The following is a 26,417-nucleotide window of genomic DNA, read 5'->3' as shown; positions in this document are numbered from 1 at the left end:
ACAGATAGTCCGAGCTCATGAACTGCTTGAGGTTGGTCAGCGCCGGGTTGGTTTCGATCAGATATTTGTGCGGGTTGGAGCGCACGCTGGTATCGGGTAGGGCCTGTACGCGTGGAACGTCGAAAGAAACGTTGCCACGAGGGGGCATCAGCACACCAACCGGCCCGTCACCGGCAGCGGCATTGACGTTGATGACAGCCGTCTTGTCATTGAGATTCAGCGAAGGACGGCTGGCCAATGCCAGCTCACGATTCTTCACCGAGACTGGATCGTTTTTATCGAACTGGAGGTCTGTTGCATGCCTGACCGGCATGCCGCCCGCATGTGTCGAGGGTGCGGCCGTGATGGAGCCGATCGTCCAGTCCTTGCCGGCTACGAGCGTTTGCTCGCTGCCGTCCTTGCGGCTGAGGCGGAACAGACCGTTGTCGCCGGTCGGCAGGGTGAAGCCCGGCAAGGCCAGTGGGTTGACCTGTTGTTGGGCGAGGTCTGGAGGAAGCTGGGCGTTGATACGGATGACTGTCGGGGTGACTTGACCCGCCAGTTGCGTGGAGCCCAGGCGAGACGCTCCGCCGGCAGCGGCGTTACCGTTGCGAACGACGCCGTTGTCCAGTTTGTTGGTCGCGTTGATATAGACGGTGCCGCCGGCCTGAACGACTGCGTTGGCATTGGCCGTCGGGCTGCTTTCAATAGTGGTGACTTTGGAGAACGCTGCGTTCTTGACCGCAGCCGGCGCCTCCGTGCGCACGCCGCTGTCGTAGCTCGGTGCAGGGAAAGGCAATTTCCCGTCGTAGTCTAGAAGGATCGACCCAAACAGGAAGAAGTTGGCGGCCTCGCTACCGGTATGACGCCCGCCGACCGTAGTCAACGTTTCGACGTTGTTCATGTCCCAAGTGTGGAGGTTCGGGATCATTTTGATTTTGCCGTCCGAGACCCCCATTTTTCCTGAGTCATAGTCCGGATCATTGGCAGCGTTATAGGCGAGTACGTCCCTCCAGAAAAACACGTCATGCCGACCTGGCGCGGCGAACCAGCGACTGACGGTGTAGTCCCCGACAGTCGCTCCCTGGTTCGTGAAGTTCTGCACGTTGATTGTCATGTCACGCCCGGCGCTTACGACAGAGGCGTTATTGATGAACTCCCGACCATTCCCAGTAAGGTTTCGCCCGGCCGTCAGCGTGCCGGAAGCCGAATCCTGAACAATGGTTGAGTGGTATTTTTCAATCCACACCATGTGGCTCGGCAGGCGAGTCTCGTAAAAAATGTTGGAGAACGAAGTACAGGTTTCGCACCGAACACCAATCGCCCCGGAGATCAGCCCGCCCCCGGCAGCCACTTCAAACACATCCTTGCGATTCTCGATGTGATCCGCCGCCAGACTCAGATCACCCACGCTTTCAATGGTCGCTGAAACGTTGTTGATCGACGAACTCCAGCCGTTGCTGTCATCCCGGGCAATGCTGATGTTGCCGATGCCATAGATGTCGGCGTAGCGGTTGGTCAGCGTGCCGACGCGCAAGGCCATGTCGCCGCCACTGAAAATCAGCCCGTTCTGGTTAAGCAGTGAATCGGTGTTGACGCGCAGATAGCCGGCGCTGCCCAGCGTCCCGTTGTTGGTCAGCGCTGCGGCATTGACGGTCAGGCTGTCTGCCGACGTCAGTCGCCCGAGGTTAGTCAGGCTGCCGCGACTGGTGATCGTCGCGGTTGTCGCCCCAGTGATGCTGGCCGCGCTGCTCAGGTCGATCCCGGACGCGGCGAGGCCAAGATTGCCCACACTGCTCAGCCGACCGTTGCCGCCATAAGTGCCGCTCAACTGGATATCGAAATTGCCACTGCTGGCAATCAATCCGTCATTGTTCCAATTGCCGCCACGTCCAATCAACTGATTGGAAGCAAGCAACTGGCCGCTCGCAGTCTGCACAAAATTGCCGACATTGACGGTCAACCGCCCAGCCTGAATCACACTGCTGTTGGTCCAGCTGTCCGCGTTCAGCGTCAGGCCGCCAAGGGTCACCAGCGAGCCGCCGGCGTTCATGACGTTGGCGGTCGAGATGCCGAATTCGCCAACGCCGACATGGGTGATCGAGCCGCCGGCATTGAGCAGGCTCGGCGTGGCGAGATTGAAGTCGTTGTTGGCGGTTTCCACCAGACCGTTGCGGTTATCGAACTGGCTGCCGATCTGGAAATCGGTTTTGCCGCCAGCGCCCAGTGCGCGCAGTTTGCCGCCCTGGTTGTCGAGGTTGGCGGCGCGAATCGTCAGTGTGCCAGCGCTTTCGATCAGGCCGCTGCGGTTGCTGAGGTTGCCGTTGACGCCCAGGTCGATGCCATTGCCGCTGATCTGGCCGGCGTTGTTGCTCATCGAGCCGGCGGTGGCTTTCACCTTGCCCCGGGCGTAGATCCCGCCGCCGCTGTTGTCGAGCGTGCCGGCACCGGCATCGAGCAGGATGTCACCGCTATTGGCGGCGATACGCCCGCCGTCGCTGTAGATACCACCGAGTGCGCGCAGGTCGAGGCGGCTGCCTTCGATCTTGCCGCCCTGGCCGTTGCGCAACACGCCGGTCAGGCGGGTCTGTAGCAAACCCTTGAGGCTCGACAGCACACCGCCACGGCTGTCGAGGCTGGCGGCGGTGAGGGTCAGGTCGCCGTTCTGGGCGATGATCTTGCCGCCCTGGTTGTCGATGGCGCCGCTGCCCGCATTCACGGTCAGTGCTGTCATGCTTTGCACAGCGCCCTTGGCGTTGTTCAGCGCCGCAGCGGTGAGGTTCACCCCGGCATCGCGGCTGGAGATCAGGCCATCGGTGTCGTTGTGCAGAGTGCCGCCAGCGGTGAGATCCAGTTGGCTGTTGGCCGACACGGTGCCGCTTTGGCTGTTGTTCAGATCACCGCTGGTGAGCAGGTTCAGCAAGGTCTGGCTGATCAGTTGCCCGCCGCGGTTGTCGACACTGGCGGAACGCTTGATCAGCAGTGGGCCGCTGCTGCCCAGCGCACCATTGACGTTGGTCAGGGCACCGAGCAGGTCGAGGCTGACGCTGTCATCGCCAACGAGGCTGCCATTGCTGTTGTTCAGGTGCGTGCCGGTGAAGGTCAGGGCTTTTTTCGCAGTGACTCTGCCGCCGCTGTTGTCCAGCGATGCGGCGCGGACGTCCAGCGCGTCACCGCTCTCGATCAAGCCGCCGGAAGCATTGCTGAGCGTGCCGCCAGTCAGGGCCAGCGTCTGTTTGCCGCCACTGCTGACCGTGCCGTTGCTGTTATCGAGGCTGGCCGCTTTGATACTCACTTCGCCCTTCGCGCCCACGCCACCTTTGCTGTGGTTGGTGAGCGCACCACTGAGGTCGATGCTGGTGTTGCCGAGCAGACTGGAAACACTGCCTTGCTGACTGTTGTCGAGGGTGCCGCCGGTGACGCTCACGCCGTTCCAGCCGGAGACCAGACCACCCTGGTTTTTCAGCTCGGCAGCGGTCAGAGTCAGTTGATCGTTGCTGATCAGGTTGCCGCCACGGTTGTCCAGGCTGTTGCCTTTCAAACTGAAGCTGTTGACGCTGGAAATCTCGCCCTTCTGGTTATTCAGATTGCGCAGCGTATCGATGCTCAACACGCCTTTGCTGTTGATCACGCCGTTCTGGTTATTGAGGTCACGCAGGTGGGCGATGCTTAGCAAACCCTTGCTGCTGATCAGGCCGTCCTGGTTATTCAGATCCTGTGCGGTGGCGCCCAGATCGATCGCCACGCCCGCAACACCCACCAGCGTGCCGCCCTGATTATTCAGGCCGGTGCTGTTGAGGGTCAGTTGTTGCGCGGCCTTGATGCTGCCCTTGTTCTGGTTGTTCAGCAGGCCATCGACCTTGACGTCGATATCGCTGTCACTGAGCAAAACACCTTCGCCGCTGTTATCCAGACTCGCCGCGCGAACCTGCAGCGCCGCCGCCGCGATCTTGCCTTTGATCGAGGTCAGCGCGTTGTCGATCTGCAGGGTGAGTTTCTGATTGCTCAGCAGTTGGCCGCCGCTGTTATCCAATGACTTGGCGAGCAGTTCGAAAGCCTGCTCGCTGGAAATCTCGCCGCCACGGTTGTTTACGTCAGCCAGATTCTTCAACAACAACTGACCCGGTGCACTGATGACGCCGCCCTGGTTGTTCAACGCGCCGCCGTTCAGATCGACGCTGACATCAGCATTGCTGCTGAACAGCCTGCCGCCCTGTTGATCGAGACCACGAACATTGGCCACCAGCGAATTGGCCGCGCCGAGACTGCCGGCGGTGTTGGTCACCTGGCCGGCCGCGATGTGCAATTGATCGGCGGAGTAAATGCTGGCCTGGCTGTTGTTGAGGTCGCCGGTGGTGATGCTCAGTTTGCCTTTGCCACTGATCGCGCCTTTTTGCTGATTATCCAGCGCGCTGCTGTTGAGCGTGAGGTCGCTGTCGGTCAGCAGTTTGCCGCCCTGGTTACTGACAGCGCCACGGGTGTCGATGGTCAGCGCTTTAGCGCTGGAGACCGTGCCGGCCTTGTTGTCGAGGCTGTCGGCGTTGATCGCCAGAGCCCCTTCACCGACGACACTGCCCTGCCCGTTGTTCAGCCCCGCAGAGAGGTTGATTGCGATATCTTTCTGGCTGGTCAGACGTCCGCTGTTTTCCAGGGTCTTGCCCGTCAGGGTCAAGCCGCTGTCACCGGACAGCAGCCCCTTGTTGCGGTTGATGACGTCATTAACCGTCAGCGCCAGATTGCCGCCGGCGAGCATGTAACCGCTGTCGCTGTTGTCGAGCCAGGCGCCGATCAGGCTCACATCGGCCTTGCTCGACAGTTCGCCGCTGCGGTTGTCGATACGGTCGACGCTGAGCTTCAGCGCTTTTGTTGAACCGATGAGGCCTTCCTGACGGTTATCCAGACTGGCGGCGGTAATCGTCAGGCCGTTGTCGGCGATGACCACACCGTTCTGGTTATCGAACATTCCGGTGACGCTGAAATCGACATCACCCCGCACGCGAATGTCGCCGCTTTTGTTGTTCAAACTGGCGCTGCGACTGTCGAGGCTGGCGGAAGCAATCACCCCTTTGACGTTGCTCAGGGCGCGGTCGATGACGAGGGTGAGCTTTTCATTGCTGAGCAATTTGCCGCCGTCGTTGTTCAGTCTTTGCGCATTGAGGCTCCAGGCCTTGGCAGCGGAAATTTCACCGGCGCTGTTGTCGACGTCCTTGAGGTTTTTCAGCAGCAACTGGCCCGGCGTATGAATATTGCCGCGCTGGTTGTTGAGCAGGCCGTTGTTCATGTCCAGGGTCAGGTCGCTGTTGCTGAACAGCTCGCCGCCGTCCTGTTCCAGCGAGGTCAGCGAAGCCTGAAGTTTCTGCTGGCTACCGATGGTGCCCCCGGAGTTGTCCAGGTGCCCGGCGGTCAATAATAGTGAGCCATCGGTGGCGATACTGCCGCCCTGACGGTTCTTCAACTCGCCGGTAGTCAGGGTCGAATCGGCCTTGGCGCTGATGATGCCGTTGGCGCTGTTATCCAGGCTGCCACTTTTGAAGGTCAGGCCTTTCTGCGAGACGATCAGGCCGCCCTGGCTGAGTACCGCACCGGTGGCGGTCAGCGCCATTGCTTCAAGGCTCGACAGTTTGCCCAAGCGATTGTCGAGACTGCCGGCGCTGAGGGTCATCTGCCCTTCACTGCTGATGAGGCCTTGCTGGTTATCCATCGCGCCGTCGAAGGTCAGCCCCAGACTGTTCTGACTGACGATCCGCCCTGCGACGTTACTCAACCCGGTGCCGCTCAGGGTGCTCGCGCCCTTGCTGAAAATCAGGCCGTTGCTGGCGTTGATGATCTGCGCGACTTTCGCCTCCAGCGTGGTGTCGGACAACACCTTGCCGCCCTCGCTGTTGTCCAGGCGCGACCCGTTGATGTGCAGGTCCTGCTGGCTGGAGAGCGAGCCGCCGCGGTTGTCGATCTGGTCGACGTTGACCGTCAGGGTCTTGAGCGAGCCGACGAGACCGTCCTGATGGTTCTGCAGCGTCTTGCCGGTCAGCAACAGGTTGCCTTCGGCAACCAGTTCACCGCCCTGCTGGTTCAGGCTGTCGATGTTGGCGTCGACATCGCCCTTGCCGGAAATCCGTCCGCCATCGTTGGTGACATTGTTGGCCTTGAGGCTCAGCAAACCGGTCGAGGTGAGCAGACCGCCATTGCGGTTGTCCAGCGTGTTGCCCTCGAACGTCAGCGTTGTCTTGCTTTCAACGCGGCCCTTGTCGCCGTTATCCAGTTCACCGATCAACAGTTTCGCCGCCTGATCAGCGCGAATCGTGCCACTGCGGTTGTCCGTATTGGCGCTGGTAACCGTCAGGGTGTTGAGGCTGGAAATCTTGCCGACGCGGTTATCCAGGCGCGTGGCTTGCAGGTCCATCGCTGCGTTGGCCTGGATCAGGCCTTTGTTCTGGTTGTCCAGGCGATCGCTGATGCGCGTGGTCAGCGTGCCTTCACTGGTCAACTGGCCTTGCTGGCTATTGTCGAATTGCTGTGCGCGCAGGGTCAGCGCTTGTCTGGCGCCGATCCGGCCGCCGTTGCTGTTGTTGATCGCACTGAGGGCGGTGATGTCGAGCAACTGCCCGGCGGTCATCACGCCGGCGACGTTATCCAGCGAAGTGACCGTCAGCACTGCGTCGGTCTGGCCGCTGAGTTCGCCATTGCGGTTGATCAATTGACCGATGTTGCCGGTCAGTCTGGTCTGGCTGTTGATCACGCCTTTGTTGTTCAGCACTTGAGCGGCATTCAGGTTCATCGTGCCGCCGCTCAGTACGCGCCCGCTATTGCGGTTGTCCAGGGTGCCCGCCGTGATCGCCGTGGTTTGTCCGCTGAGGGTGCCGCCCTGGTTGCTCAGGGTTTGCGCAGTGCTGACTGTCAGATTGCGGCCGGCGATGAGGCTTTTGCCAGTGTTGTCGAGGTTTTGCGCACTCAGGCTCAGATCACCGTTGGCGTTACGGCTGCCGTCGGCGTTGACCCCGGCCTCGATGACTCCGGCGTTGGTCAGCTGACCGCTGGCACTGAGGTTGATACTGTCGCGGGCAGCCAGGGTCTGGCGGTTGGTCAGATTGCCTTGGGTCTGCACGTTCAATGTCGTGCCGGCATAGACTGGGCCGCGCGCATCAAGGCTGGCCGCCTTGACGTTGACCGCGCCAGTGGCCGAGGTATCAACCAGGCTCAATTGACCATTGGCATCAAGCTGAATATCGCCACCGCTGGCGATCAGTTTACCGTCGAGCTTCACGCCGACCCCGGCCTCGGTGCCGACCAGTTTGATCGCCCCGGCATACATGCCGCCCAGCGCCGAAGAGTCAATCGCCAGTTGCGGCTTGGCGCTGCCATCATCGGCGCGGGCCGTGGCGCTGAGATGTTCAGCGTTGACGTCGTTACGCCCGGCGACGATGGTCAGGTTTTTCGCCTGGATCTCGGCGTTGATCTTCGCGGTGCGGGTGATGATTTCGAAGCGGTCGATATTGGTTGCGTTAAGCCCGGCGCCTTCGATGGCGACCGAGCCTTGATCGACCTGAAAGCGATCGAGGCGACCGTTGTCCAGCACCGGTTTGCCGGTGGTCAGCGTCACGCGCGGCGCGTTGATAAAGCCGCAACCGTTACAGGTGATGCCATACGGGTTGGCGACGATCACTCGCGCTGACTGCCCCGCCACTTCGGTGTAACCGCGCAACTGGCTCGGGTTGCCGCTGATGACTTCGTTGAGAATTGCCTGCGCCGAGCCGCTGTTTTTCAGGTTCGGGTTGCCGATGATGTGCCCGGCCAACTGGGTGTTCGAGGTTTGCGTCGAGCCGTTGTTGAGGATGACGCCCTGCGCGCCGACGTTGTAATCGTGGAACTGGTTATGCGACAGCCCGCTGCCGTTGGGCGTGGCGATGTTGATGATCGGCACGCCATTGCCGGCCCGATCCAGCGCGGTATTCGGGTTGGCCACGACAATGCCGTCGGCCTGCGCCCACATCGGTTGCCAGAACATCACGTTCGCCAATAGAAACGCCAGACCGCGCTTGGGCATGCCGCAGAAATGCTCACGGGTTTTCACGTCAGCAGAAGGCTGACCAGCGAGGAAGGCGTATTGGCGAACGTCCATGTTTGAGCTCTCGTTGCGACAGGCGAATGAGGTCTGGGTAATCAACAGGCAAAGCGATCCCCGCCTGGCCAAAACACGGGGCCAAGTGAGAGAACAAGCAAAAAGGGGGGATAAATGCGCGCCTCGGTCAGAACGTCCAAAGCGTGGCAAAAACGATCGCAGAACCGCTGGCGAATAGTTTGTTCGATCCCTCGAAATCACAATTTGATATCAATTTGATGGCGCGATGGTAGATTGCCATCATTCTGGCGTCAATAAGTCGTACAGCGTCTTTTACAACAACCGCTCTAACCCGTGACTTTTCCTCAAGAGGTCTGCTTTTCAGGGGAAGATCGCGACCGTTCGGTCACTCTAAATGGACTGGTAAAAACACTGGAACTGAACTTTTCACCGCCCGAAACCCTCCACCGATCAACCCGCCCTACCCGGAACGGAGGCCTGCCCCATGAAAACCCTGCTCAAACTCACTCTCGCCGCCACCCTCGCCTGCGCCCTGCCGGTCTGGGCCTGCACACCAGAAGAGGCCACCGCCAAACGCGAACAACTGGCCAAGGAAGTGGCCAAGCTCACCGAACAGAATCCGGCCAAGGCCAAGGAAATCAATGCCGAGTTGCAGAAGATGGACTTGGGCACGGCCAGCGCCGATCTGCCGGACAAGTGCCAGTTGATTGATCAGCGCTTGAAGGAATTGGACTCGGCTGAGAAAAAAGCCGACAGCTAAAAGCAAGATCAAAAGATCGCAGCCTGCGGCAGCTCCTACACCAGACCCTTTAGGAGCTGCCGCAGGCTGCGATCTTTTGATCTTAAAAATGCACTTGTGCATTTATTTTCTTGCACAAACGCATATCCTGACTAAGGTTACATCGAGCAAGGAGATCGGCACCGTTCATCGCAGATGAAAACCGTTACCCACCGATCGCTCGGCAATACCGCAACACAATCACAAGCTGGACGCTTGTTTTCATTCATGGAGGACTGAAAAAATGTTAACCACTCAAGCAATATCGTTCACCGGCGAGAGCCTGCCAAGATGCCTTGTTGGCCACCTGATCGACCCGCAACTGGTCGAGGTTGAAGCCACTGCGCAAACGGCGGCACTGGCCGCTGCCAACCTTAACTTCACGATGCAGAAACAGACGCAGACCAACTGGTGCTGGGCCGCTGTTTCCGCTTCAGTCGGCAATTATTACGGCACTGGAAACTGGACCCAGTGCGGCGTCGCCAGCACTCAGCTCGACCGCAATTGCTGCAATCAGCCGGGGCCGTGCAACGTCTACGGCTATCTGGATTCGGCCCTGCAGACCACCCGCAGCTATAACGGGATGAATCAGGGTTCGCTGCAGATGTCGGCCATTCAGAACCAGATCAACATGGGCCGCCCGGTCGGCCTGCGTTGTGCCTGGTATGGTGGCGGTGCGCACTTCCTGGCGATCTACGGCACCAACGGCAACTACGTGCTGATCGCCGACTCGATCTACGGTTACTCGACCCGCGCGCTGAACTCCTTCCCGGGTTCGTACAACGGCGGCGGCAACTGGACTCACACTTACTTCACCGCGAAAAACTAGGAGGGCGACATCATGCAACTGACTTATCCAAAGGCGCCTTCCAACGGCGTACAGACTTTGCGTCCGGTGCTGCAAGCCGCGCTGCAAAACCAGGGCTTCGGCACCAACCGCCAGTTCGCCAACGCGACACCGGCCAAAGTCAGCCTCAGCGAAGCCTATCGCGGCTACTCGCTGACGCTGGACGATCTGAGCCAGGGCAAAGGTCTGAAGGACGCGCGCATCGGCGACTGGCATTACCTGGTATTTGCCGACGGCGTAAGCATTGCCGATGCGCAACTGGCCGAGGTGCGTGGCCATGTCGAGTTCGCTTCGCTGAACCACGGCACCCGGGCTGCCGACACCGTGGGCGCGTTGAAACTGGCGGAACAGGCGCCGCAATTGCAGGGCAAAAGCGTTGAATTGCGCGTGCTGTTTGTCTCGGCACTGCACGTCGTGGCGATCTGGCTGCACGCTGACGGTGAAGATGTACTGATCCCGATCGAGCCGACGCCGAAAGAGCTCGGGAACTCGCGGCTGTACAGCGAAGCCGCGTTGCTCGCGCAGCTCAAACCGGCGGCAGATCGCGCCAAACAGCGCTTTGACGCAGACACCAGCGGACAGTTGGGGAGCTGACAAACCCTGCGCATAAAAAAACCCGGACACTGTCCGGGTTTTTTATTGCCTGCGAAAACGCCTTACTCAGCCGCTGGCTCAGCCGGCTTGCGACGCTTGAGCGGGGCCATGCCGTCGCTGCTCACCAGCGAATCCGGCTTCGGACGGTTGGCGCTCTTGCGCTTGGTCGGGGTCTTGGCGGCGGTCTTCTTCTTGTCGCCCTTGGCGTCGGTCTTTTTCTTCTTCACCCCGACAGCCTTGCCCGAGGCCTTGACCTTCTTCGGCCCGCCGTAGGTGCCTTTGACTTCCTTGATGGTGCGGCGCTCGAAGCTCTGCTTGAGGTAGCGCTCGATGCTCGACATCAGGTTCCAGTCGCCGTGGCAGATCAGCGAGATCGCCAGACCGTCGTTGCCTGCGCGGCCGGTACGACCGATGCGGTGCACGTATTCGTCGCCGCTGCGTGGCATGTCGAAGTTGATCACCAGATCCAGGCCATCAACGTCCAGACCACGCGCCGCGACGTCGGTCGCTACCAGAATCTTCACGCCGCCCTGCTTCAGACGGTCGATCGCCAGTTTGCGATCCTTCTGGTCTTTCTCGCCGTGCAGCACGAACGCCTTGTACTCCTGAGCCACGAGGCGGCCGTAGATGCGGTCGGCCATGGCCCGGGTGTTGGTGAAGACGATGGCCTTCTGGTAAGTCTCGTTGGCCAGCAGCCAGTTGACGATCTGTTCTTTGTGCTGGTTGTGGTCGGCAGTGATGATCTGCTGACGGGTGGTCGAGTTCAGTTGGCTGACCGCGTTGAGCTGCAGGTGCTCAGGGTTGTTCAGCACCTTGGCGATCATCTCGCGCAGGCCGGAACCACCGGTGGTGGCGGAGAACAGCATGGTCTGCTGACGGTTCGGGCATTCGTCGACCAGACGTTGCACGTCTTCGGCGAAGCCCATGTCGAGCATACGGTCGGCTTCGTCGAGCACCAGCACTTCGACTTCTTTCAGGTCGAGGTTGCCGGCGTTGAGTTGCTCGATCATCCGGCCCGGCGTACCGATCAGGATGTCCGGCACCTTGCGCAGCATCGCGGCCTGCACCTTGAAGTCTTCACCGCCGGTGATCAGGCCGGACTTGATGAAGGTGAACTGCGAGAAGCGTTCAACTTCTTTCAGGGTCTGCTGGGCCAGTTCGCGGGTCGGCAGCAGGATCAGGGTCTTGATGCTGACGCGGATCTTCGCCGGGCCGATCAGGCGGTTGAGGATCGGCAGGACAAAAGCGGCGGTCTTGCCGCTACCGGTTTGCGCCGTCACCCGCAGGTCACGCCCCTGGAGCGCCAGCGGAATGGCCGCTGCTTGCACAGGCGTTGGCTCGACAAATTTCAGCTCGGCCACGGCTTTGAGCAGGCGTTCGTGCAGGGCGAATTGGGAAAACACGGGTGCTACCTCGAAGATATGCAAAAAAACAGCTGCATAGGTTACCGGTTTCGAGCGCTCAGGCCGAGTTTCTTTATACAAACGGGCGTAATCAGTGGCTTTTTTGTTGCTCGATTTGTCTCCAACGGTAATACACAGCGTCTTAAATGCTCTAATCGCCCATCGCGTCTTACAGAAGAATCGTTGCTCACATGGATTTCAAACAGCTCTGGCTCAACGCCCAAGACCTCTGGGGTGCCCTCGAAAAGCACCCATTCCTGCAATCCGGCCTGGCGCTGATGCTGCTACTGGTGATCGCGCTGGTCCTCGGACGAGTGGCACGCTATCTGATCCTGCATGCCAGCCGCATGCTCGGGCGCCAGCCGGCCCTGCACTGGATCAACGACTTTCGCCACAACAAGGTGTTTCAACGTCTGGCGCAGATGACGCCGTCGCTGGTGATCCAGTTCGGCCTGCACCTGGTGCCGGAACTGAGCAAAACCGCGATGACTTTCCTCGGCAACGTGGCGCTGTCCTTCACCATCCTGTTCCTGCTGCTGTCGGTCAGCGCCCTGCTCAATGCGCTGCTGGACATCTACGCCCGCACCGAACACGCCCGCACCCGCTCGATCAAGGGCTATGTGCAACTGGCGAAAATGGTCTTGTACGTGTTTGGTGCGATCATCATCGTCGCCACCCTCATCGACCGTTCGCCGCTGTTGCTGCTCTCCGGTCTGGGTGCGATGTCGGCGGTGATTCTGTTGGTCTACAAGGACACCCTGCTGTCGTTCGTCGCCAGCGTACAGCTGACCAGCAACGACATGCTGCGGGTCGGCGACTGGATCGAGATGCCGCAAGTCGGCGCCGATGGCGATGTGGTCGACATCACCTTGCACACGGTCAAGGTGCAGAACTTCGACAAGACCATCGTTTCGATCCCGACCTGGCGCCTGATGTCCGAATCGTTCCGCAACTGGCGCGGCATGCAGCAGTCTGGCGGGCGGCGGATCAAGCGCAGCCTGTTCATCGACGCCAGCGGCGTGCGCTTCATTCGTGACGATGAGGAAGAAAAGCTCTCCCAGGTGCACCTGCTGACCGGCTACATGGGCCGCAAGAAAGCCGAGCTCAAGGCTTGGAACGAGGCGCAGGGCAACGTCGCCGCGATGTCGGCCAACCGCCGGCGCATGACCAACATCGGCACCTTCCGCGCTTATGCGCTGGCGTATTTGAAGAGTCACCCGGAGGTGCAGCCGAACATGACCTGCATGGTGCGGCAGATGCAGACCACGGCGCAGGGAATTCCGCTGGAAATCTACTGCTTCACGACCACCACGGTGTGGGCCGATTACGAGCGGATTCAGGGGGATATTTTCGATTATCTGCTGGCGGTGCTGCCGGAGTTCGGTTTGAGCCTGTATCAGCAGCCGAGTGGCGGGGATTTGCGTTCGGGGTTGTTGCCGGCTGTACTCGGCTCAGCGCACATACCAGAACCACAAAAACACCTCCTATAACCCCACAGATCAAAACTGTGGGAGCGGGCTTGCTCGCGAAGGCGTCAGGTCAGTCAACATAATCGTTGAATGACACACCGCTTTCGCGAGCAAGCCCGCTCCCACAGGGGTTATGCGGTGGCTTGAGTTTTGCGGATGCCCAACCGGCTGATCCACACCGCCGCCAGAATCACACTCCCGCCCAGCAACAACCGTCCCAGTTCCTCATGCTGATTCCAGATCAGCAGGTTCAGCAGCAAGCCCACCGGCACATGCAGGTTGTTCATCACCGCCAGCGTGCCGCCGTTAACCATGCACGCGCCCTTGTTCCACCAGTACATCCCCAGCGCCGTCGAGACCAGACCGAGGAACAGCAACACGCCCCATTGCAACGGCGCTTCGGGCAGGAAGTTGGACTTGCCGAACAGCAGAAACGCCGGCAACACCACCGCCAACGCGCCGAGATAGAAGAAGCCGAAACGTCGGTAGTGCGGCAGATCACTCGGGTGTTTTGCCACCAGATGCTTGTACAGCACCTGCCCTGCGGCGTAGGTGAAGTTGGCCAGTTGCAGCAGCAAAAAGCCCATGAAGAAATCCGGGTTGATCCGGTCAAAACGAATCACCGCCGCACCGCCCACCGCTACCAACGCGGCCACCAGCGCCCACGGATTGAAGCGGCGGTTCAGCGCATCTTCGATCAGCGTCACGTGCAGCGGCGTGAGGATCGTGAACAGCAACACCTCCGGCACCGTCAGCACACGGAAGCTCAGGTACAGGCAAACGTAGGTGATGCCGAACTGCAACGCGCCGATCAGCAGCATGCCGCGCATGAACGAAGGCTCCACCGAGCGCCAGCGGGTCAACGGAATGAACACCAGCCCGGCCAGCACCACGCGCACCAGCACTGCAAAGTAGCTGTCGACATGCCCGGCGAGGTATTCGCCGATCAGACTGAAGGAAAACGCCTGGATCAGCGTGACAAAAAGTAGATAGCCCATGGTCGCCTCTGTTTCGAATGGCGGCGACGATAGCGGTTTTTGCGCCAGACCGCGAACCTCAGGCAACACTGAACCCTGTGGGAGCGGGCTTGCTCGCGAAAGCATCGTGTCAGTCGACGAATATTTGACTGACACACCGCCTTCGCGAGCAAGCCAGCTCCCACAAGGGTTACACGTGGCTCAGATAATCCCAGGCAAAAAAAAGCCCGATCTCGCTAAAGCGTTCAATCGGGCTACAGCACTCAGGAGCAACAAGTGCAAAGGGAGGTTCGATGCGCGTAGAGCCTTGAAGGGGTTGCGCCAGGTCACTTAAACAAGCGGCGATTATCTGGCGATTAACATATCAAGCGACCTGGGACAGTTTGGCGTTGGCCTGATTCAGGCCCTTCTCCTGGAAGTCGCCGCCCAGGTTCATGCCTTCGGCGTGAATGAAGGTCACATCGTGGATGCCGATGAAACCCATGACCTGACGCAGGTACGGTTCCTGATGGTCGGCAGGGCCGCCGGCGTAGATCCCGCCGCGAGCAGTCAGCACGTAGGCACGTTTGCCGCTGAGCAGGCCTTGCGGGCCGGTTTCGGTGTACTTGAAGGTCACGCCGGCACGCAGCACGTGGTCGAGCCAGGCCTTGAGGGTGCTCGGGATCGCGAAGTTGTACATCGGCGCAGCCATCACCAGTACGTCGGCAGCGAGCAGCTCGTCGGTCAATTCGTTGGAGCGCTCCAGCGACGATTGTTCGCTGGCGTTGCGCTGCTCGGCAGGCTTCATCCAGCCGCCCAGCAGGTTGGCGTCCAGGTGTGGAACGGGATTCACGGCGAGGTCACGCACGGTGATCTGATCGTTGGGATGCGCCGCTTTCCACTGACCAATGAAGGTCTGGGTCAGTTGACGGGAAACCGAATCTTGCTGGCGGGCGCTGCTTTCGATGATCAGAACGCGGGACATGGTGTGTAGTCTCCATCCGAGAATGTTGTAGGTCGATGGAGTGAAGGTTAAACAGGGTCGTATCGATGAAAAAGCGCAAATAATTGCTGCAAAGCATCGAATAATTCGTTTAGATGCTGACACGTACCCTTGTAGGAGTGAGCCTGCTCGCGATAGCGGTGTGTCAGACACATTAGGGTTACTGACACACCGCTATCGCGAGCAGGCTCACTCCTACAAGGGATCGACCGTTATTTCGGGCTGCAGCTCAGGTCGATGCGCAGCCTGATGATCTCGCGGGAGAACTTGGCCGTGGCATTCGTATGCTTGCGGGCCGGGACTTCGATGTTGCGCGTACGCGGTGCTTCCGGACCATTGTTGAAAACGACTTTGCAGGTCGCGTCGACATCACCGTAGTTGGCGACCCGGATGGAGCCGATGTCTTTGTCGGTGTCGAAGGTCTCGTAGTCGATCTTCAAGCCATTGAGGTTCTTCTGCACATCGATCGGGTAAGCAAACGCAGTCAGCGGCAGCAACGCGAGCACCACACAACAGAATTTTTTCATTCGCCAGTCTCCATGAGGGACGGCCAGCTTAGGACAAGAGGAGCTATTGATGAAAGCGCCCCGCGTGACCCTTGATCAATGGCGAACATTGCAGGCCGTGGTCGACCACGGTGGTTTCGCCCAGGCCGCCGAGGTTTTGCACCGTTCGCAATCTTCGGTGAGTTACACCGTCGCCCGCATGCAGGACCAGCTCGGCGTGCCGTTGCTGCGCATTGACGGTCGTAAAGCGGTGCTCACCGAAGCCGGCGGTGTGCTGCTGCGCCGCTCGCGACAACTGGTGAAACAGGCCAGCCAACTGGAAGACCTCGCCCATCACATGGAGCAAGGCTGGGAGGCAGAGGTGCGGCTGGTGGTCGATGCGGCCTACCCGAGCGCCCGTATCGTCCGGGCGCTGACCGCGTTCATGCCGCAGAGTCGCGGCTGCCGCGTGCGTCTGCGCGAAGAAGTGCTGTCGGGGGTCGAGGAAGTCTTGCTCGAAGGCGTCGCCGATCTGGCGATCACCGGCCTGAGCATTCCCGGCTACCTCGGTGCGGAATTGAGCGACGTCGAGTTCGTCGCCGTCGCCCACCCGGATCACGCCCTGCATCGGCTCAACCGCGAGCTGAGCTTCCAGGACCTGGAAACCCAGATGCAGGTGGTGATCCGCGACTCCGGCCGCCAGCAACCACGCGACGTCGGCTGGCTCGGCGCCGAACAGCGCTGGACCGTCGGCAGCCTCGCCACGGCTGCCACGTTCGTCAGCAGCGGCCTGGGCTTTGCCTGGCTGCCACGGCACATGATCGAACGGGAATTGAAGGAAGGCACGCTCAAGCTGCTACCGTTGGATCAGGGTGGCAGCCGCAACCCGAGCTTCTATCTGTATTCGAACAAGGACAAACCGCTGGGCCCGGCCACACAAATCCTCATCGAACTGTTGCGTACCTTCGACACTTTGCCGCTTGACGCACCGTTCGCCGCCCCCGAGCAAGCCTGACACGGAGTTCACCGATGGCCTATTTCGAACATGAAGGTTGCAACCTGCACTACGAGGAATATGGCCACGGCACCCCGTTGCTACTGGTTCACGGACTGGGTTCGAGCACCCTGGACTGGGAAATGCAGATCCCGGCGCTGTCGGCGCACTACCGGGTGATCGTTCCGGATATACGTGGTCACGGTCGCTCGGACAAACCTCGCGAGCGCTACAGCATCGCCGGGTTCAGCGCCGATCTGCTGGCGTTGATCGAACACCTGAAACTCGGCCCGGTGCATTACGTCGGGCTGTCGATGGGCGGGATGATCGGCTTTCAGTTCGGCGTCGATCAGCCGCAAATGCTGAAAAGCCTGACCATCGTCAACAGCGCCCCCGAGGTCAAACTGCGCAGCCGCGACGATTACTGGCAGTGGTTCAAGCGCTGGAGCCTGATGCGCGTGCTCAGCCTCGCGACCATTGGCAAGGCATTAGGCGGCAAACTGTTCCCGAAACCCGAGCAGGCTGATCTGCGGCAGAAAATGGCCGAACGCTGGGCAAAAAACGACAAACGTGCTTATCTCGCCAGCTTCGATGCGATTGTTGGCTGGGGCGTCCAGGAACGACTTTCCCGGGTGACCTGTCCAACCCTCATCGTGACTGCCGACCGTGACTACACGCCGGTAGCACTGAAAGAAACCTATGTAAAACTGCTGCCCGATGCGCGGCTGGTGGTCATCGCCGACTCGCGCCACGCCACCCCGCTCGATCAACCCGAACACTTCAACCAAACGCTGCTGGAGTTTCTCGCCGCAGCCGACATTCAATCTCAGGATCACTGACCCATGCTGAAAAAACTCGCCCTCGCCGCCGGCACCGTGCTGTTTGCTGCCAACCTGATGGCTGCCACCCCGGCCAAAGCACCGCACGTGCTGCTGGACACTACCAACGGCCAGATCGAAATCGAACTGGACCCGGTCAAGGCGCCAATCAGTACCAAAAACTTTCTGGATTACGTCAACAGCGGTTTTTACACCAACACCATTTTCCACCGCGTGATCCCGGGCTTCATGGCTCAGGGCGGCGGTTTCACGCCACAGATGCAGCAGAAAGAAACCAAGGCGCCGATCAAGAACGAAGCCAGCAACGGTCTGCATAACGTTCGCGGCACTTTGTCGATGGCCCGTACCTCCAACCCTGATTCGGCCACCAGCCAGTTCTTCATCAACGTCGCCGACAACGCCTTCCTCGATCCGGGCCGTGATGCCGGTTACGCGGTATTCGCCAAAGTGGTCAAAGGCATGGACGTGGTCGACATCATCGTCAACTCGCAGACCACCACCAAACAGGGCATGCAAAACGTGCCTGTCGACCCTGTGATCATCAAGTCGGCCAAAGTCATCGACTAAGCTGTACAGGGCGTTTCGAGCGGCGCTGGCCTGAAGCCACGCCGCTCACACCGATAAAAGGAGAGCCCGGCATCCGGGCGGTTATCTGATGCTCTATCGCCGTTTCGAACAACTGATCGACATATTCCGCGACGCCCCCACGGCCTCCCCTCCGGATCGTGTCTGGCCCTTCTATACCTATTACCTCAAGCAGGTCTGGCCGAGTTTCGCCGCCCTGCTCGTCGTCGGCCTGTTTGCCGCGTTGATCGAAGTCGCGCTGTTCAGCTACCTGAGCCGCATCATCGACCTGGCCCAAGGCACGCCCAACCCGAATTTCTTCAGCGACCACGCCCTCGAACTGACGTGGATGGTGGTAGTCGCCCTGGTACTGCGGCCGATCTTTTTCGGCCTGCACGACCTGCTGGTGCATCAGACCCTCAGCCCCGGCATGACCAGCATGATCCGCTGGCAGAACCACAGTTACGTGCTCAAGCAGAGCCTGAATTTCTTCCAGAACGACTTCGCCGGGCGCATCGCCCAACGCATCATGCAGACCGGCAACTCGCTGCGCGATTCGGCGGTGCAAGCGGTGGATGCGCTGTGGCATGTGGTGATCTACGCGATCAGTTCGCTGGTGCTGTTCGCCGAAGCCGACTGGCGCCTGATGATCCCGCTGCTGACGTGGATCGCTGCCTACATCGGCGCGCTGTACTACTTCGTGCCGCGGGTGAAAGAGCGTTCGGTGGAAGCTTCCGACGCGCGCTCGAAACTGATGGGGCGGATCGTCGACGGCTACACCAACATCGCCACCCTGAAGCTGTTCGCCCACACCAATTTCGAACAGCACTACGCCAAGGAAGCCATCGAAGAACAGACGGTCAAGGCGCAGATGGCCGGCCGCGTGGTGACCAGCATGGACGTGGCGATCACCACCATGAACGGCCTGCTGATCGTCGGCACCACCGCGCTGGCGCTGTGGCTGTGGACGCAGTCGCTGATCACCGTCGGTGCGATCGCCCTGGCCACCGGTCTGGTGATTCGTATCGTCAATATGTCCGGCTGGATCATGTGGGTAGTCACCGGCATCTTCGAAAACATCGGCATGGTCCAGGACGGTCTGCAGACCATCTCGCAACCGGTCAGCGTCACTGATCGCGAGCAGGCCAAACCGCTGGCCGTGGCTCGTGGCGAAGTGCGTTTCGAGCACGTGGATTTTCACTACGGCAAGAAGAAAGGCATCATCGGCGACCTCAACCTGACCATTAAACCCGGCGAGAAAATCGGCCTGATCGGGCCATCCGGCGCCGGCAAATCGACCTTGGTCAACCTGCTGCTGCGCCTGTATGACGTAGAGGGCGGACGGATCCTGATCGATGGGCAGAACATCGCTGAAGTCGGCCAGGAAAGCCTGCGCGCACGCATCGGCATGATCACGCAGGACACCTCCCTGCTGCACCGCTCGATCCGCGACAACTTGCTGTATGGCAAGCCTGACGCCACCGACGCCGAACTCTGGGACGCGGTGCACAAGGCCCGCGCCGACGAGTTCATTCCGCTGCTGTCGGACGCTGAGGGCCGTACCGGTTTCGACGCGCACGTCGGCGAACGCGGGGTGAAACTGTCCGGCGGTCAGCGCCAGCGCATTGCGATTGCCCGGGTGCTGCTCAAGGACGCGCCGATCCTGATCATGGACGAAGCAACCTCGGCACTCGACTCGGAAGTCGAAGCGGCGATCCAGGAAAGCCTGGAAACCCTGATGCAAGGCAAAACCGTGATCGCCATTGCTCACCGTCTCTCGACCATCGCTCGCATGGATCGGCTGGTAGTGCTGGAAAACGGCAAGATCGCCGAGAGCGGTACCCACGCCGAACTGCTGGCGCATCGCGGATTGTATGCGCGGTTGTGGGCGCACCAGACCGGGGGATTTGTCGGGATCGATTGATCATTGAATCAATACAACTCCAATGTGGGAGGGGGCTTGCTCCCGAAAGCGGGGTGTCAGTACCGAACATTTGTCTGACACACCGCATTCGGGAGCAAGCCCCCTCCCACAATATATTGAGAACCGCCACAGCCCTCTAACCACGGGCTCTGGCGGTTTTTTCATGGCTGCTGGAAATCCATCCAAAGCGTGCTGTACTCAGCCAAGGTTCCAGCACGGAACCTGTCGTAAATTTGCAGGGAAGCACAACGCAATACAGTCTCGATAGCATGGGCTATCAAGGACTTTCTCATGTCTCTGTTCAAACGTTCAGTTACTGAGTTGTTGGGTACGTTCTGGCTGGTTCTGGGTGGTTGTGGCAGTGCGGTGCTCGCCGCGTCTTCGCCTCTGGGCATCGGGGTGCTGGGGGTAGCCCTGGCGTTTGGTCTGACGGTGCTGACCATGGCGTTCGCCATCGGCCACATCAGCGGATGTCATCTCAATCCGGCGGTATCGGTCGGGTTGGTGGTCGGCGGACGGTTTCCAGCAAAAGAGCTACCCGCCTACATCATCGCCCAGGTGCTCGGCGGGATACTCGCCGCCGCGCTGCTCTACTACATCGCCAGCGGCAAGGAGGGTTTCGACATCGCAGCAGGTCTGGCGTCCAATGGGTACGGCGAGCACTCGCCCGGCAAATACTCGATGGCGGCAGGCTTTGTCACCGAGCTGGTGATGACCGGGATGTTCGTGATCATCATCCTCGGCGCCACCGACAAACGCGCCCCGGCGGGCCTCGCACCGATTGCCATCGGCCTGGGGCTGACGCTGATTCACCTGATCTCGATTCCGGTCACCAACACCTCGGTCAACCCGGCTCGTAGCACCGGGCCGGCGCTGATGGTCGGCGGCTGGGCGATCGCGCAGTTGTGGATGTTCTGGGTCGCGCCGCTGATTGGCGCTGTGGCAGGCGGGGCGATTTATCGTTGGTTAGGTAAAGAGGATATCTGAAACTACTGGAAATCCCTGTGGGAGGGGGCTTGCTCCCGAAGGCGTCGTGTCAGTCATATTTACCCTACTGACACACCGCATTCGGGAGCAAGCCCCCTCCCACAGTAATAAATCAACCACGCCCGAGAATCGATGTCGGCCCTGTTTAAAGGCAAGCTCAGGCCTGGCGGTATGGCAAGGCTGTTCTGGCTTCCTCGGCGTACGCAAGGACGCCAGCACGTTCCTGTTGCAGGAAGTCTTTAACTGCGACTTTCAGACCGGGATGACGCAGGTAGTGCCACGAGTGGGTGATCACCGGTTCAAAGCCGCGAATCAGCTTGTGCTCGCCCTGAGCGCCGGCATCAAAGCGCTGATACCCCTGGGCAATCGCATAGTCCATGCCCTGATAGAAACACGTCTCGAAATGCAGCCGGTCAAACTCGGCCAGACAGCCCCAATAACGTCCATAGAAGCTGTCGCCCCCGACCAGACTGAAGGCCATCGCCACCGGCCGTGAACCCTGTCTGGCGAAGACCACCCGAAGCGCCTCCGGCATCCGCGCAGCCAGCAGACTGAAAAACTCGCGCGTCAGGTACGGCGCCTGGCGGCGCACGGCGTAGGTGTTGGCATAGCAGGCGTAGACAAAATCCCATTGCGCCTCGTCCAGCTCACGCCCTTCCAGCCATTCGAACTCGAAGCCCTGCCCCGCCACTTGCTCGCGCTCTTTACGCATTTGCTTGCGCTTGCGCGAACTGAGCGCGTCGAGAAAATCCTGGAAGTCCCGGTAACCGCGATTCTGCCAGTGATACTGACAGCCGATACGTTGCAGCCAGCCCGGCTGCTCGGCCATGGCGGCATCGGTGAACGGGTCGGTGAAATTGATGTGCGCGCTGGAAAGCTCCTCGATTTCCAGATAACCCGGCAGGCTCTTGAGCAGTTCGAAACCGTCCTCGACCCGGGCGGCCAGCAAGCGTGGCCCGCTGACCGGACTGAACGGCACCGCCGTCAGCAGTTTGGGGTAGTAATCGATGCCGGCCCGGGCGCAGGCATCGGCCCAGCCGTGATCGAACACGTACTCGCCGTAGGAATGCCACTTGCGATAACTGGGCAGCGCCGCGATCAGCCGATCGTCTTCGACGTGCAGCAGATGCTCGGCTTGCCACCCCGTATGCGGGCCAACGCTGCCGCTGTCTTCAAGGGCCGAGAGAAAGGCGTGCCGCAAAAACGGCTGGTTCTCGGGCACCAGTGCATCCCAGGTCGCAGGGGCGATTTCTGACAGGCTTTGCAGGCGTTGCAACGGCATCAACTGACTCTCCACTTCCGGGCTTCAAAGCCCCGCGAGTATCGCTTATCGCTGCCCTTTGCACACGAGCAATCGGACGACAGCGCTCTAGATCAATAGTTCAGGACAACTTTGTATCGTCATCGACATGACATCACTTAGCCACTGCTCTGTCATAAACCATCGCGATACTCGCTCCTGTTTTTAGAGCGCCGGGGTCTACCCGGACACTGTTTTCCGACGTGCGCGTCGGTGTGCCCCGGATGGTTCTGCCATCCCTCTCATCTTCGGAGATTGCTATGCGTCTTGCTTCCACGAAAACTGCGGCGGCCTTGTGCGGTGGCCTGTTGCTGGCCATGAGCGTTCCGGCCAGTGCTGCAGTCGACGCCAAACTGCTCGACATGCTCAAGGCCAACGGTTCCATTTCCCAGGCGCAGTACATCGAACTGCAAACTGAACTGGCCAAGGATCAGAAGGCTCAGCAAATCGCGCAGCAGGCGCAGCAAGAGACCAACGAGCAGATCGCGGCGACCGCGAAGAAAACCAACGAGCTGAGCTCCTTCGACCAGAAACTCGCCTGGGCCGCCAAGACCCAGTTCAAGGGCGACGTGCGTTTCCGTCAGGAGACCGTCAAGAACGATGGCGTGCCGAACAGCAAGGACCAGGACCGTCAGCGCATTCGTGCCCGTCTGGGTGCCTACACCGAAATCAACCCGCAGGTGGACACCGGTATCCGTATTGCCACCGGCAGCAGCGACGACGCCCGCTCCACCAACCAGGACCTGAACAACTACTTCGACAAGAAGCAGATCTGGCTCGACCAGGGTTACGTCGACTACCACCCTGACGCAATCAAGAACCTGCACCTGATCGCCGGTAAAATGAACCAGCCGTGGGTGAGCATGGGCGACATCATCTGGGACAGCGACATCAACCCGGAAGGTCTGGCCGTCACCTACAAGTATCCGTTGAACGGCAGCACCGAGCTGTTCGGTAGCGCCGGCCACTACACCCTCAAGGACAACGTCGACGGCGAAGGCGTGCAGTTCAAGCACGACCTGCGTCTGTACGCTGGCCAGTTGGGCGGTCGCTTCGCACTGACCGACAGCCTGAAACTGACCCTGGGTGGCAGCCTCTATTCCTACGACAATGACAAGGACAGCACCTGCCCGACCACCGGCACCGTCACTGCGCCATGTGCCTTGGCCGTCAACGGCAACAGCCCGAACGAAACCTTCAAACTGTATGAAGGTTTTGGTCAACTGGACATCGCCAACCTGCCAGTACCGCTGTCGATCTACGGTCAGTACGTCAACAACAAAGACGCCAGCAACGACCAGGACACTGGCTGGCTGGCCGGCGTGAAAACCAAGGTTTATGGCTTCGGGATCGACTACAACTACCGCGACGTACAGCGTAACGCGGTGGTCGGTGCCTTCACCGACTCCGACTTCGCCAACGGCTACACCGGTTCGCGCGGCAGCAAGCTGAAAGTCAGCTACGAGCTGGACAAGAACTTCACCCTGGGTGCCACCTACTTCATGGCCAACTCGGACTACACCAACGCCAGCCTGAAGAAGACCGACTCCGACATCAATACGCTGCAACTGGATGCCGAAGCCAAGTTCTAAAACGCATCACCCTCTAGCCTGACGCGGGCGGGACGATCCCCATCATCCGTTCGTTTCGTCCCGCGCCGGCTATTTCTGCAGGATGCAAAAACACTGTAGGAGCTGCCGGAGGCTGCGATCTTTTGATCTTGTTTTTGAGGATCAAAAGATCGCAGCCTTCGGCAGCTCCTACAAGTGAGATTCTATTTTTCCTTACGGCGTTGCTCGGCCAGACGCTCAGCCAGCGCATCCACACCCTCTTGCGGCTTCTCCGGCATCGCCTTCAACGTGGCCTGCATCAAACGCATCTGACGAATGAACCGCCGACAGTTGGGGCAGAACATCAGGTGATGGCGCACCAGCAGCTTCTCGCGAAAGCTCAACTGGCCATCGAGATAATCGCTGGAGCGTGCCACTTGTTCCTTGCAGGTCAGCATTCGCCGGTCTCCTCAAAATGCTCCACCGTGGCGAAGACTTTCAGCCGCGCACGATGCAGCAGCACACGGACATTGGAGAGCGAGATCTCCAGAAGATTACAGATCTCTTCCAGCTCCAGACCCTGACGTTCGCGCAGCAGCAACACGCTGCTTTGCAGTTCCGACAGGCTGAGCAAGGTGTGCTCAAGGCAATCACGCAGTTCGCTTTCGGTGAGCAAGGCTTCCGGGGTGTCCTGATGCCAGGCGAATGGCGCCACCAGCCAATGGCCGTCACCGGGCGAAAAACGGTCGTCATCGATGGTGCCGTGGGGAGACGGCAGGTCATCCATCAACACTTCGCGGCGGTTTTGTTTGTAGCGGCTCTTGGCCGAGTTGGCGGTGATGGTCAGCAGCCAGGTCTTGAGACTGGAACGACCCTCGAAGCTGCCGATATGGCGCACCACCGAGAGCCAGGCGTCCTGCACCACTTCTTCGACATGGCGCTGGCCGACAATCGCGTAAGCCACGGCGCGCATGGCGCTCTGGTAGGTGCTGACCAGCTCCTTGAACGCCTTTTGCTCACCGGCGAGCAGGCGTTCGAGCAGCTGGGTGTCGTCGGTTGCGGCCATGCACGCCTCGTTTGCAAATACCGATTAACGTTAACGCACTCGACCCTGTGGCGAGCGAGCTTGCTCGCGCTCGGCTGCGCAGCAGTCGCAAAACCGGCGATTGCGGTTCTTCAGCAAGACCGCAATCGCCGGTGTCGGGAGCGCTACGCACTCGAGCGGGAGCAAGCTCCCTCGCCACAAGGGCGGGTGACTCAGCGCTTGCGCAGAATCACGCTGCCGATCGAGTAACCGGCGCCGAACGAGCTCAGCACGGCCAGCGAACCGGCGGCCAGATCGTCCTGATATTTGTGGAAGGCAATCACCGAGCCGGCAGAGCTGGTGTTGGCGTAGGTGTCGAGAATCACCGGCGCTTCTTCTTCAGTGGCTTCACGGCCCAGCAGCTTGCGCACGATCAGGTGGTTCATGCTCAGGTTGGCCTGGTGCAGCCAGAAGCGCTTGACGTCGCCGACGTTGAGTTGGTTCTCCTCCAGGTGCTCACCGATCAGCTCGGCGACCATCGGGCAGACATCCTTGAACACCTTGCGGCCTTCCTGCACGAACAGCTTGTCGCGGGCGCCGATGCCCTCTTCCGCGGCGCGGTTGAGGAAGCCGAAGTTGTTGCGGATGTTGTTGGAGAACTTGGTCAGCAGTTTGGTGCTGACCACGTCGAACTGGTGTTTGGACGTCGCCAGGTCGGCACGCTCGATGATTACCGCCGTCGCGGCGTCACCGAAGATGAAGTGGCTGTCGCGGTCACGGAAGTTCAGGTGACCGGTGCAGACTTCCGGGTTGACCATCAGGATCGCCCGGGCCTGGCCCAGTTGCACGCTGTTGGCCGCGGCCTGAATGCCGAAGGTCGCCGAGGAGCAGGCGACGTTCATGTCGAAACCGAAACCCTGAATGCCCAGTGCTTCCTGGACTTCGATGGCGATGGCCGGGTAGGCGCGCTGCAGATTGGAGCAGGCGACGATCACGCCGTCGATGTCGGCGGCGGTCTTGCCGGCACGTTGCAGCGCCTGTTCAGCGGCGCCGATGGCCATCTGGCACAGCACAGACCATTCGTCGTTGGAACGCTCCGGCAGGCGCGGGGCCATGCGCGCAGGATCAAGGATGCCGTCCTTGTCCATGACAAAGCGGCTCTTGATGCCCGAGGCTTTTTCGATGAATGCAGCACTGGATTCGGTCAGCGCCTGGACTTCACCGCTGGCGATGGCGTCGGCGTTGTCGGCGTTGAACTGCGCGACGTAGGTATTGAAAGACTGCACCAGCTCTTCGTTGGAGATGCTGTTGGCCGGGGTGTACAGGCCGGTGCCGCTGATGACGACGTTATGCATGGTCGTTTCTCTAATCTGTTCAGGCAGAAAGCGCTGGCACCGACGTACCAACACACAAAGGGTCTGTTCCCGTCCGGGGACGCTGACCTGGCATCGCTTTATTCCGCCACGTGACCCGGCCGAAGGCTCTGGGTCACGAAACCGGCGTTTATGGTCGCGAAGTTTGCCATAAACCCAAGGTTTTGGCGCCTTTCTCAAGCACCACCCCATTTCCCTGTAGGAGTGAGCCTGCTCGCGATTGCGGTGTGTCAGTCAGTATTACGGTGACTGACACACCGCAATCGCGAGC

Annotated in this window: 19 protein-coding genes; 10 read left to right on the top strand and 9 right to left on the bottom strand. The window is 60.1% G+C overall.

Annotated elements, in window-relative coordinates:
• Nucleotides 1-8,095, bottom strand: an 8,095-nt coding sequence (locus J1G18_RS11250; protein ID WP_223007654.1) for a filamentous hemagglutinin N-terminal domain-containing protein, incomplete at its 3' end; no start/stop codon positions are given.
• A gap of 445 nt (nucleotides 8,096-8,540) precedes the next feature.
• Between J1G18_RS11250 and J1G18_RS11245 the strand changes: the two genes are divergently transcribed.
• The 3 genes from J1G18_RS11245 to J1G18_RS11235 all read left to right on the top strand — a co-directional run bounded on the left by J1G18_RS11245 (nucleotide 8,541) and on the right by J1G18_RS11235 (nucleotide 10,275).
• Complete coding sequence (locus J1G18_RS11245; protein WP_097086740.1) at nucleotides 8,541-8,816, top strand: hypothetical protein; 276 nt, start codon at nucleotides 8,541-8,543, stop codon at nucleotides 8,814-8,816.
• A 262-nt stretch (nucleotides 8,817-9,078) separates the two neighbouring features.
• Complete coding sequence (locus tag J1G18_RS11240; RefSeq protein WP_223007653.1) at nucleotides 9,079-9,663, top strand: papain-like cysteine protease family protein; 585 nt, start codon at nucleotides 9,079-9,081, stop codon at nucleotides 9,661-9,663.
• A gap of 12 nt (nucleotides 9,664-9,675) precedes the next feature.
• Nucleotides 9,676-10,275: a hypothetical protein gene (locus tag J1G18_RS11235; protein WP_223007651.1), complete on the top strand. Its 600-nt coding sequence runs from the start codon at nucleotides 9,676-9,678 to the stop codon at nucleotides 10,273-10,275.
• Nucleotides 10,276-10,337: 62 nt separating this feature from the next.
• Here J1G18_RS11235 and J1G18_RS11230 read toward each other — a convergent pair whose 3' ends face one another.
• On the bottom strand, nucleotides 10,338-11,678 hold the full coding sequence (locus tag J1G18_RS11230; protein WP_041070247.1) for a DEAD/DEAH box helicase: 1,341 nt from the start codon (nucleotides 11,676-11,678) through the stop codon (nucleotides 10,338-10,340).
• A 191-nt stretch (nucleotides 11,679-11,869) separates the two neighbouring features.
• On the opposite strand from J1G18_RS11230, the gene J1G18_RS11225 reads away from it, so the two are divergent.
• Nucleotides 11,870-13,168: a mechanosensitive ion channel family protein gene (locus J1G18_RS11225; RefSeq protein WP_098967728.1), complete on the top strand. Its 1,299-nt coding sequence runs from the start codon at nucleotides 11,870-11,872 to the stop codon at nucleotides 13,166-13,168.
• 110 nt (nucleotides 13,169-13,278) lie between these two features.
• Here J1G18_RS11225 and J1G18_RS11220 read toward each other — a convergent pair whose 3' ends face one another.
• The 3 genes from J1G18_RS11220 to J1G18_RS11210 form a co-directional block, all read right to left on the bottom strand.
• Nucleotides 13,279-14,145 carry a carboxylate/amino acid/amine transporter gene (locus tag J1G18_RS11220; protein WP_098967727.1) on the bottom strand — a complete coding sequence of 289 codons (867 nt, stop codon included), beginning with the start codon at nucleotides 14,143-14,145 and terminating at the stop codon, nucleotides 13,279-13,281.
• A 343-nt stretch (nucleotides 14,146-14,488) separates the two neighbouring features.
• Nucleotides 14,489-15,088, bottom strand: coding sequence for an FMN-dependent NADH-azoreductase (locus tag J1G18_RS11215; RefSeq protein ID WP_096796629.1), 600 nt, complete (start codon nucleotides 15,086-15,088; stop codon nucleotides 14,489-14,491).
• Nucleotides 15,089-15,318: 230 nt separating this feature from the next.
• Complete coding sequence (locus tag J1G18_RS11210; protein WP_098967723.1) at nucleotides 15,319-15,633, bottom strand: 3-phosphoglycerate kinase; 315 nt, start codon at nucleotides 15,631-15,633, stop codon at nucleotides 15,319-15,321.
• A 49-nt stretch (nucleotides 15,634-15,682) separates the two neighbouring features.
• Here J1G18_RS11210 and J1G18_RS11205 point away from each other — a divergent pair, with 49 nt between their 5' ends.
• From J1G18_RS11205 to aqpZ, 5 genes are all read left to right on the top strand, one after another.
• Nucleotides 15,683-16,606, top strand: coding sequence for a LysR family transcriptional regulator (locus J1G18_RS11205; RefSeq protein ID WP_027614550.1), 924 nt, complete (start codon nucleotides 15,683-15,685; stop codon nucleotides 16,604-16,606).
• Between the two features lie 14 nt (nucleotides 16,607-16,620).
• Nucleotides 16,621-17,424, top strand: a complete 804-nt coding sequence (locus tag J1G18_RS11200; protein WP_096796627.1) for an alpha/beta fold hydrolase — start codon at nucleotides 16,621-16,623, stop codon at nucleotides 17,422-17,424.
• Nucleotides 17,425-17,427: 3 nt separating this feature from the next.
• Nucleotides 17,428-17,991, top strand: coding sequence for a peptidylprolyl isomerase (locus tag J1G18_RS11195; RefSeq protein ID WP_095138580.1), 564 nt, complete (start codon nucleotides 17,428-17,430; stop codon nucleotides 17,989-17,991).
• Between the two features lie 88 nt (nucleotides 17,992-18,079).
• A complete protein-coding gene (locus tag J1G18_RS11190; protein ID WP_223007649.1) occupies nucleotides 18,080-19,912 on the top strand; it encodes an ABC transporter ATP-binding protein in 1,833 nt (610 codons plus the stop codon).
• Between the two features lie 291 nt (nucleotides 19,913-20,203).
• Complete coding sequence (aqpZ, locus tag J1G18_RS11185) at nucleotides 20,204-20,899, top strand: aquaporin Z (RefSeq protein ID WP_098967720.1); 696 nt, start codon at nucleotides 20,204-20,206, stop codon at nucleotides 20,897-20,899.
• A 157-nt stretch (nucleotides 20,900-21,056) separates the two neighbouring features.
• Here the strand turns inward: aqpZ and J1G18_RS11180 are convergent, their stop codons facing one another.
• The gene (locus tag J1G18_RS11180) at nucleotides 21,057-22,181 is read right to left on the bottom strand and encodes a GNAT family N-acetyltransferase (protein ID WP_223007648.1); all 1,125 of its coding nucleotides are present in this window, start codon (nucleotides 22,179-22,181) and stop codon (nucleotides 21,057-21,059) included.
• A 278-nt stretch (nucleotides 22,182-22,459) separates the two neighbouring features.
• Here J1G18_RS11180 and J1G18_RS11175 point away from each other — a divergent pair, with 278 nt between their 5' ends.
• Nucleotides 22,460-23,791 (top strand): putative porin, encoded by a 1,332-nt coding sequence (locus J1G18_RS11175; RefSeq protein ID WP_223007647.1) that lies wholly within the window; start codon nucleotides 22,460-22,462, stop codon nucleotides 23,789-23,791.
• Nucleotides 23,792-23,973: 182 nt separating this feature from the next.
• On the opposite strand, the gene J1G18_RS11170 is transcribed toward J1G18_RS11175, so the two are convergent.
• From J1G18_RS11170 to J1G18_RS11160, 3 genes are all read right to left on the bottom strand, one after another.
• A complete protein-coding gene (locus tag J1G18_RS11170) occupies nucleotides 23,974-24,207 on the bottom strand; it encodes an anti-sigma factor family protein (RefSeq protein ID WP_098967716.1) in 234 nt (77 codons plus the stop codon).
• Complete coding sequence (locus tag J1G18_RS11165; RefSeq protein ID WP_003222662.1) at nucleotides 24,201-24,815, bottom strand: RNA polymerase sigma factor; 615 nt, start codon at nucleotides 24,813-24,815, stop codon at nucleotides 24,201-24,203. The genes J1G18_RS11170 and J1G18_RS11165 overlap by 7 nt, the downstream gene beginning before the upstream one ends.
• 191 nt (nucleotides 24,816-25,006) lie before the next feature.
• Nucleotides 25,007-26,128 (bottom strand): beta-ketoacyl-ACP synthase III, encoded by a 1,122-nt coding sequence (locus J1G18_RS11160; RefSeq protein ID WP_223007646.1) that lies wholly within the window; start codon nucleotides 26,126-26,128, stop codon nucleotides 25,007-25,009.
• Between the last annotated feature and the right edge of the window lie 289 nt (nucleotides 26,129-26,417).

The organism is Pseudomonas sp. MIS38, from assembly GCF_019891575.1.
GTDB lineage: Bacteria > Pseudomonadota > Gammaproteobacteria > Pseudomonadales > Pseudomonadaceae > Aquipseudomonas > Aquipseudomonas putida_A.
This window is presented reverse-complemented; position numbering and strand designations above follow the sequence as displayed.

Coding starts and splice junctions, on each gene's coding strand:
- J1G18_RS11165 (WP_003222662.1), bottom strand. CDS start 24,815: ATGGCCGCAACCGACGACACCCAGCTGCTCGAACGCCTGCTCGCCGGT.
- aqpZ (WP_098967720.1), top strand. CDS start 20,204: ATGTCTCTGTTCAAACGTTCAGTTACTGAGTTGTTGGGTACGTTCTGG.
- J1G18_RS11180 (WP_223007648.1), bottom strand. CDS start 22,181: ATGCCGTTGCAACGCCTGCAAAGCCTGTCAGAAATCGCCCCTGCGACC.
- J1G18_RS11175 (WP_223007647.1), top strand. CDS start 22,460: ATGCGTCTTGCTTCCACGAAAACTGCGGCGGCCTTGTGCGGTGGCCTG.
- J1G18_RS11170 (WP_098967716.1), bottom strand. CDS start 24,207: ATGCTGACCTGCAAGGAACAAGTGGCACGCTCCAGCGATTATCTCGAT.
- J1G18_RS11235 (WP_223007651.1), top strand. CDS start 9,676: ATGCAACTGACTTATCCAAAGGCGCCTTCCAACGGCGTACAGACTTTG.
- J1G18_RS11220 (WP_098967727.1), bottom strand. CDS start 14,145: ATGGGCTATCTACTTTTTGTCACGCTGATCCAGGCGTTTTCCTTCAGT.
- J1G18_RS11195 (WP_095138580.1), top strand. CDS start 17,428: ATGCTGAAAAAACTCGCCCTCGCCGCCGGCACCGTGCTGTTTGCTGCC.
- J1G18_RS11210 (WP_098967723.1), bottom strand. CDS start 15,633: ATGAAAAAATTCTGTTGTGTGGTGCTCGCGTTGCTGCCGCTGACTGCG.
- J1G18_RS11225 (WP_098967728.1), top strand. CDS start 11,870: ATGGATTTCAAACAGCTCTGGCTCAACGCCCAAGACCTCTGGGGTGCC.
- J1G18_RS11160 (WP_223007646.1), bottom strand. CDS start 26,128: ATGCATAACGTCGTCATCAGCGGCACCGGCCTGTACACCCCGGCCAAC.
- J1G18_RS11200 (WP_096796627.1), top strand. CDS start 16,621: ATGGCCTATTTCGAACATGAAGGTTGCAACCTGCACTACGAGGAATAT.
- J1G18_RS11240 (WP_223007653.1), top strand. CDS start 9,079: ATGTTAACCACTCAAGCAATATCGTTCACCGGCGAGAGCCTGCCAAGA.
- J1G18_RS11245 (WP_097086740.1), top strand. CDS start 8,541: ATGAAAACCCTGCTCAAACTCACTCTCGCCGCCACCCTCGCCTGCGCC.
- J1G18_RS11205 (WP_027614550.1), top strand. CDS start 15,683: ATGAAAGCGCCCCGCGTGACCCTTGATCAATGGCGAACATTGCAGGCC.
- J1G18_RS11215 (WP_096796629.1), bottom strand. CDS start 15,088: ATGTCCCGCGTTCTGATCATCGAAAGCAGCGCCCGCCAGCAAGATTCG.
- J1G18_RS11190 (WP_223007649.1), top strand. CDS start 18,080: ATGCTCTATCGCCGTTTCGAACAACTGATCGACATATTCCGCGACGCC.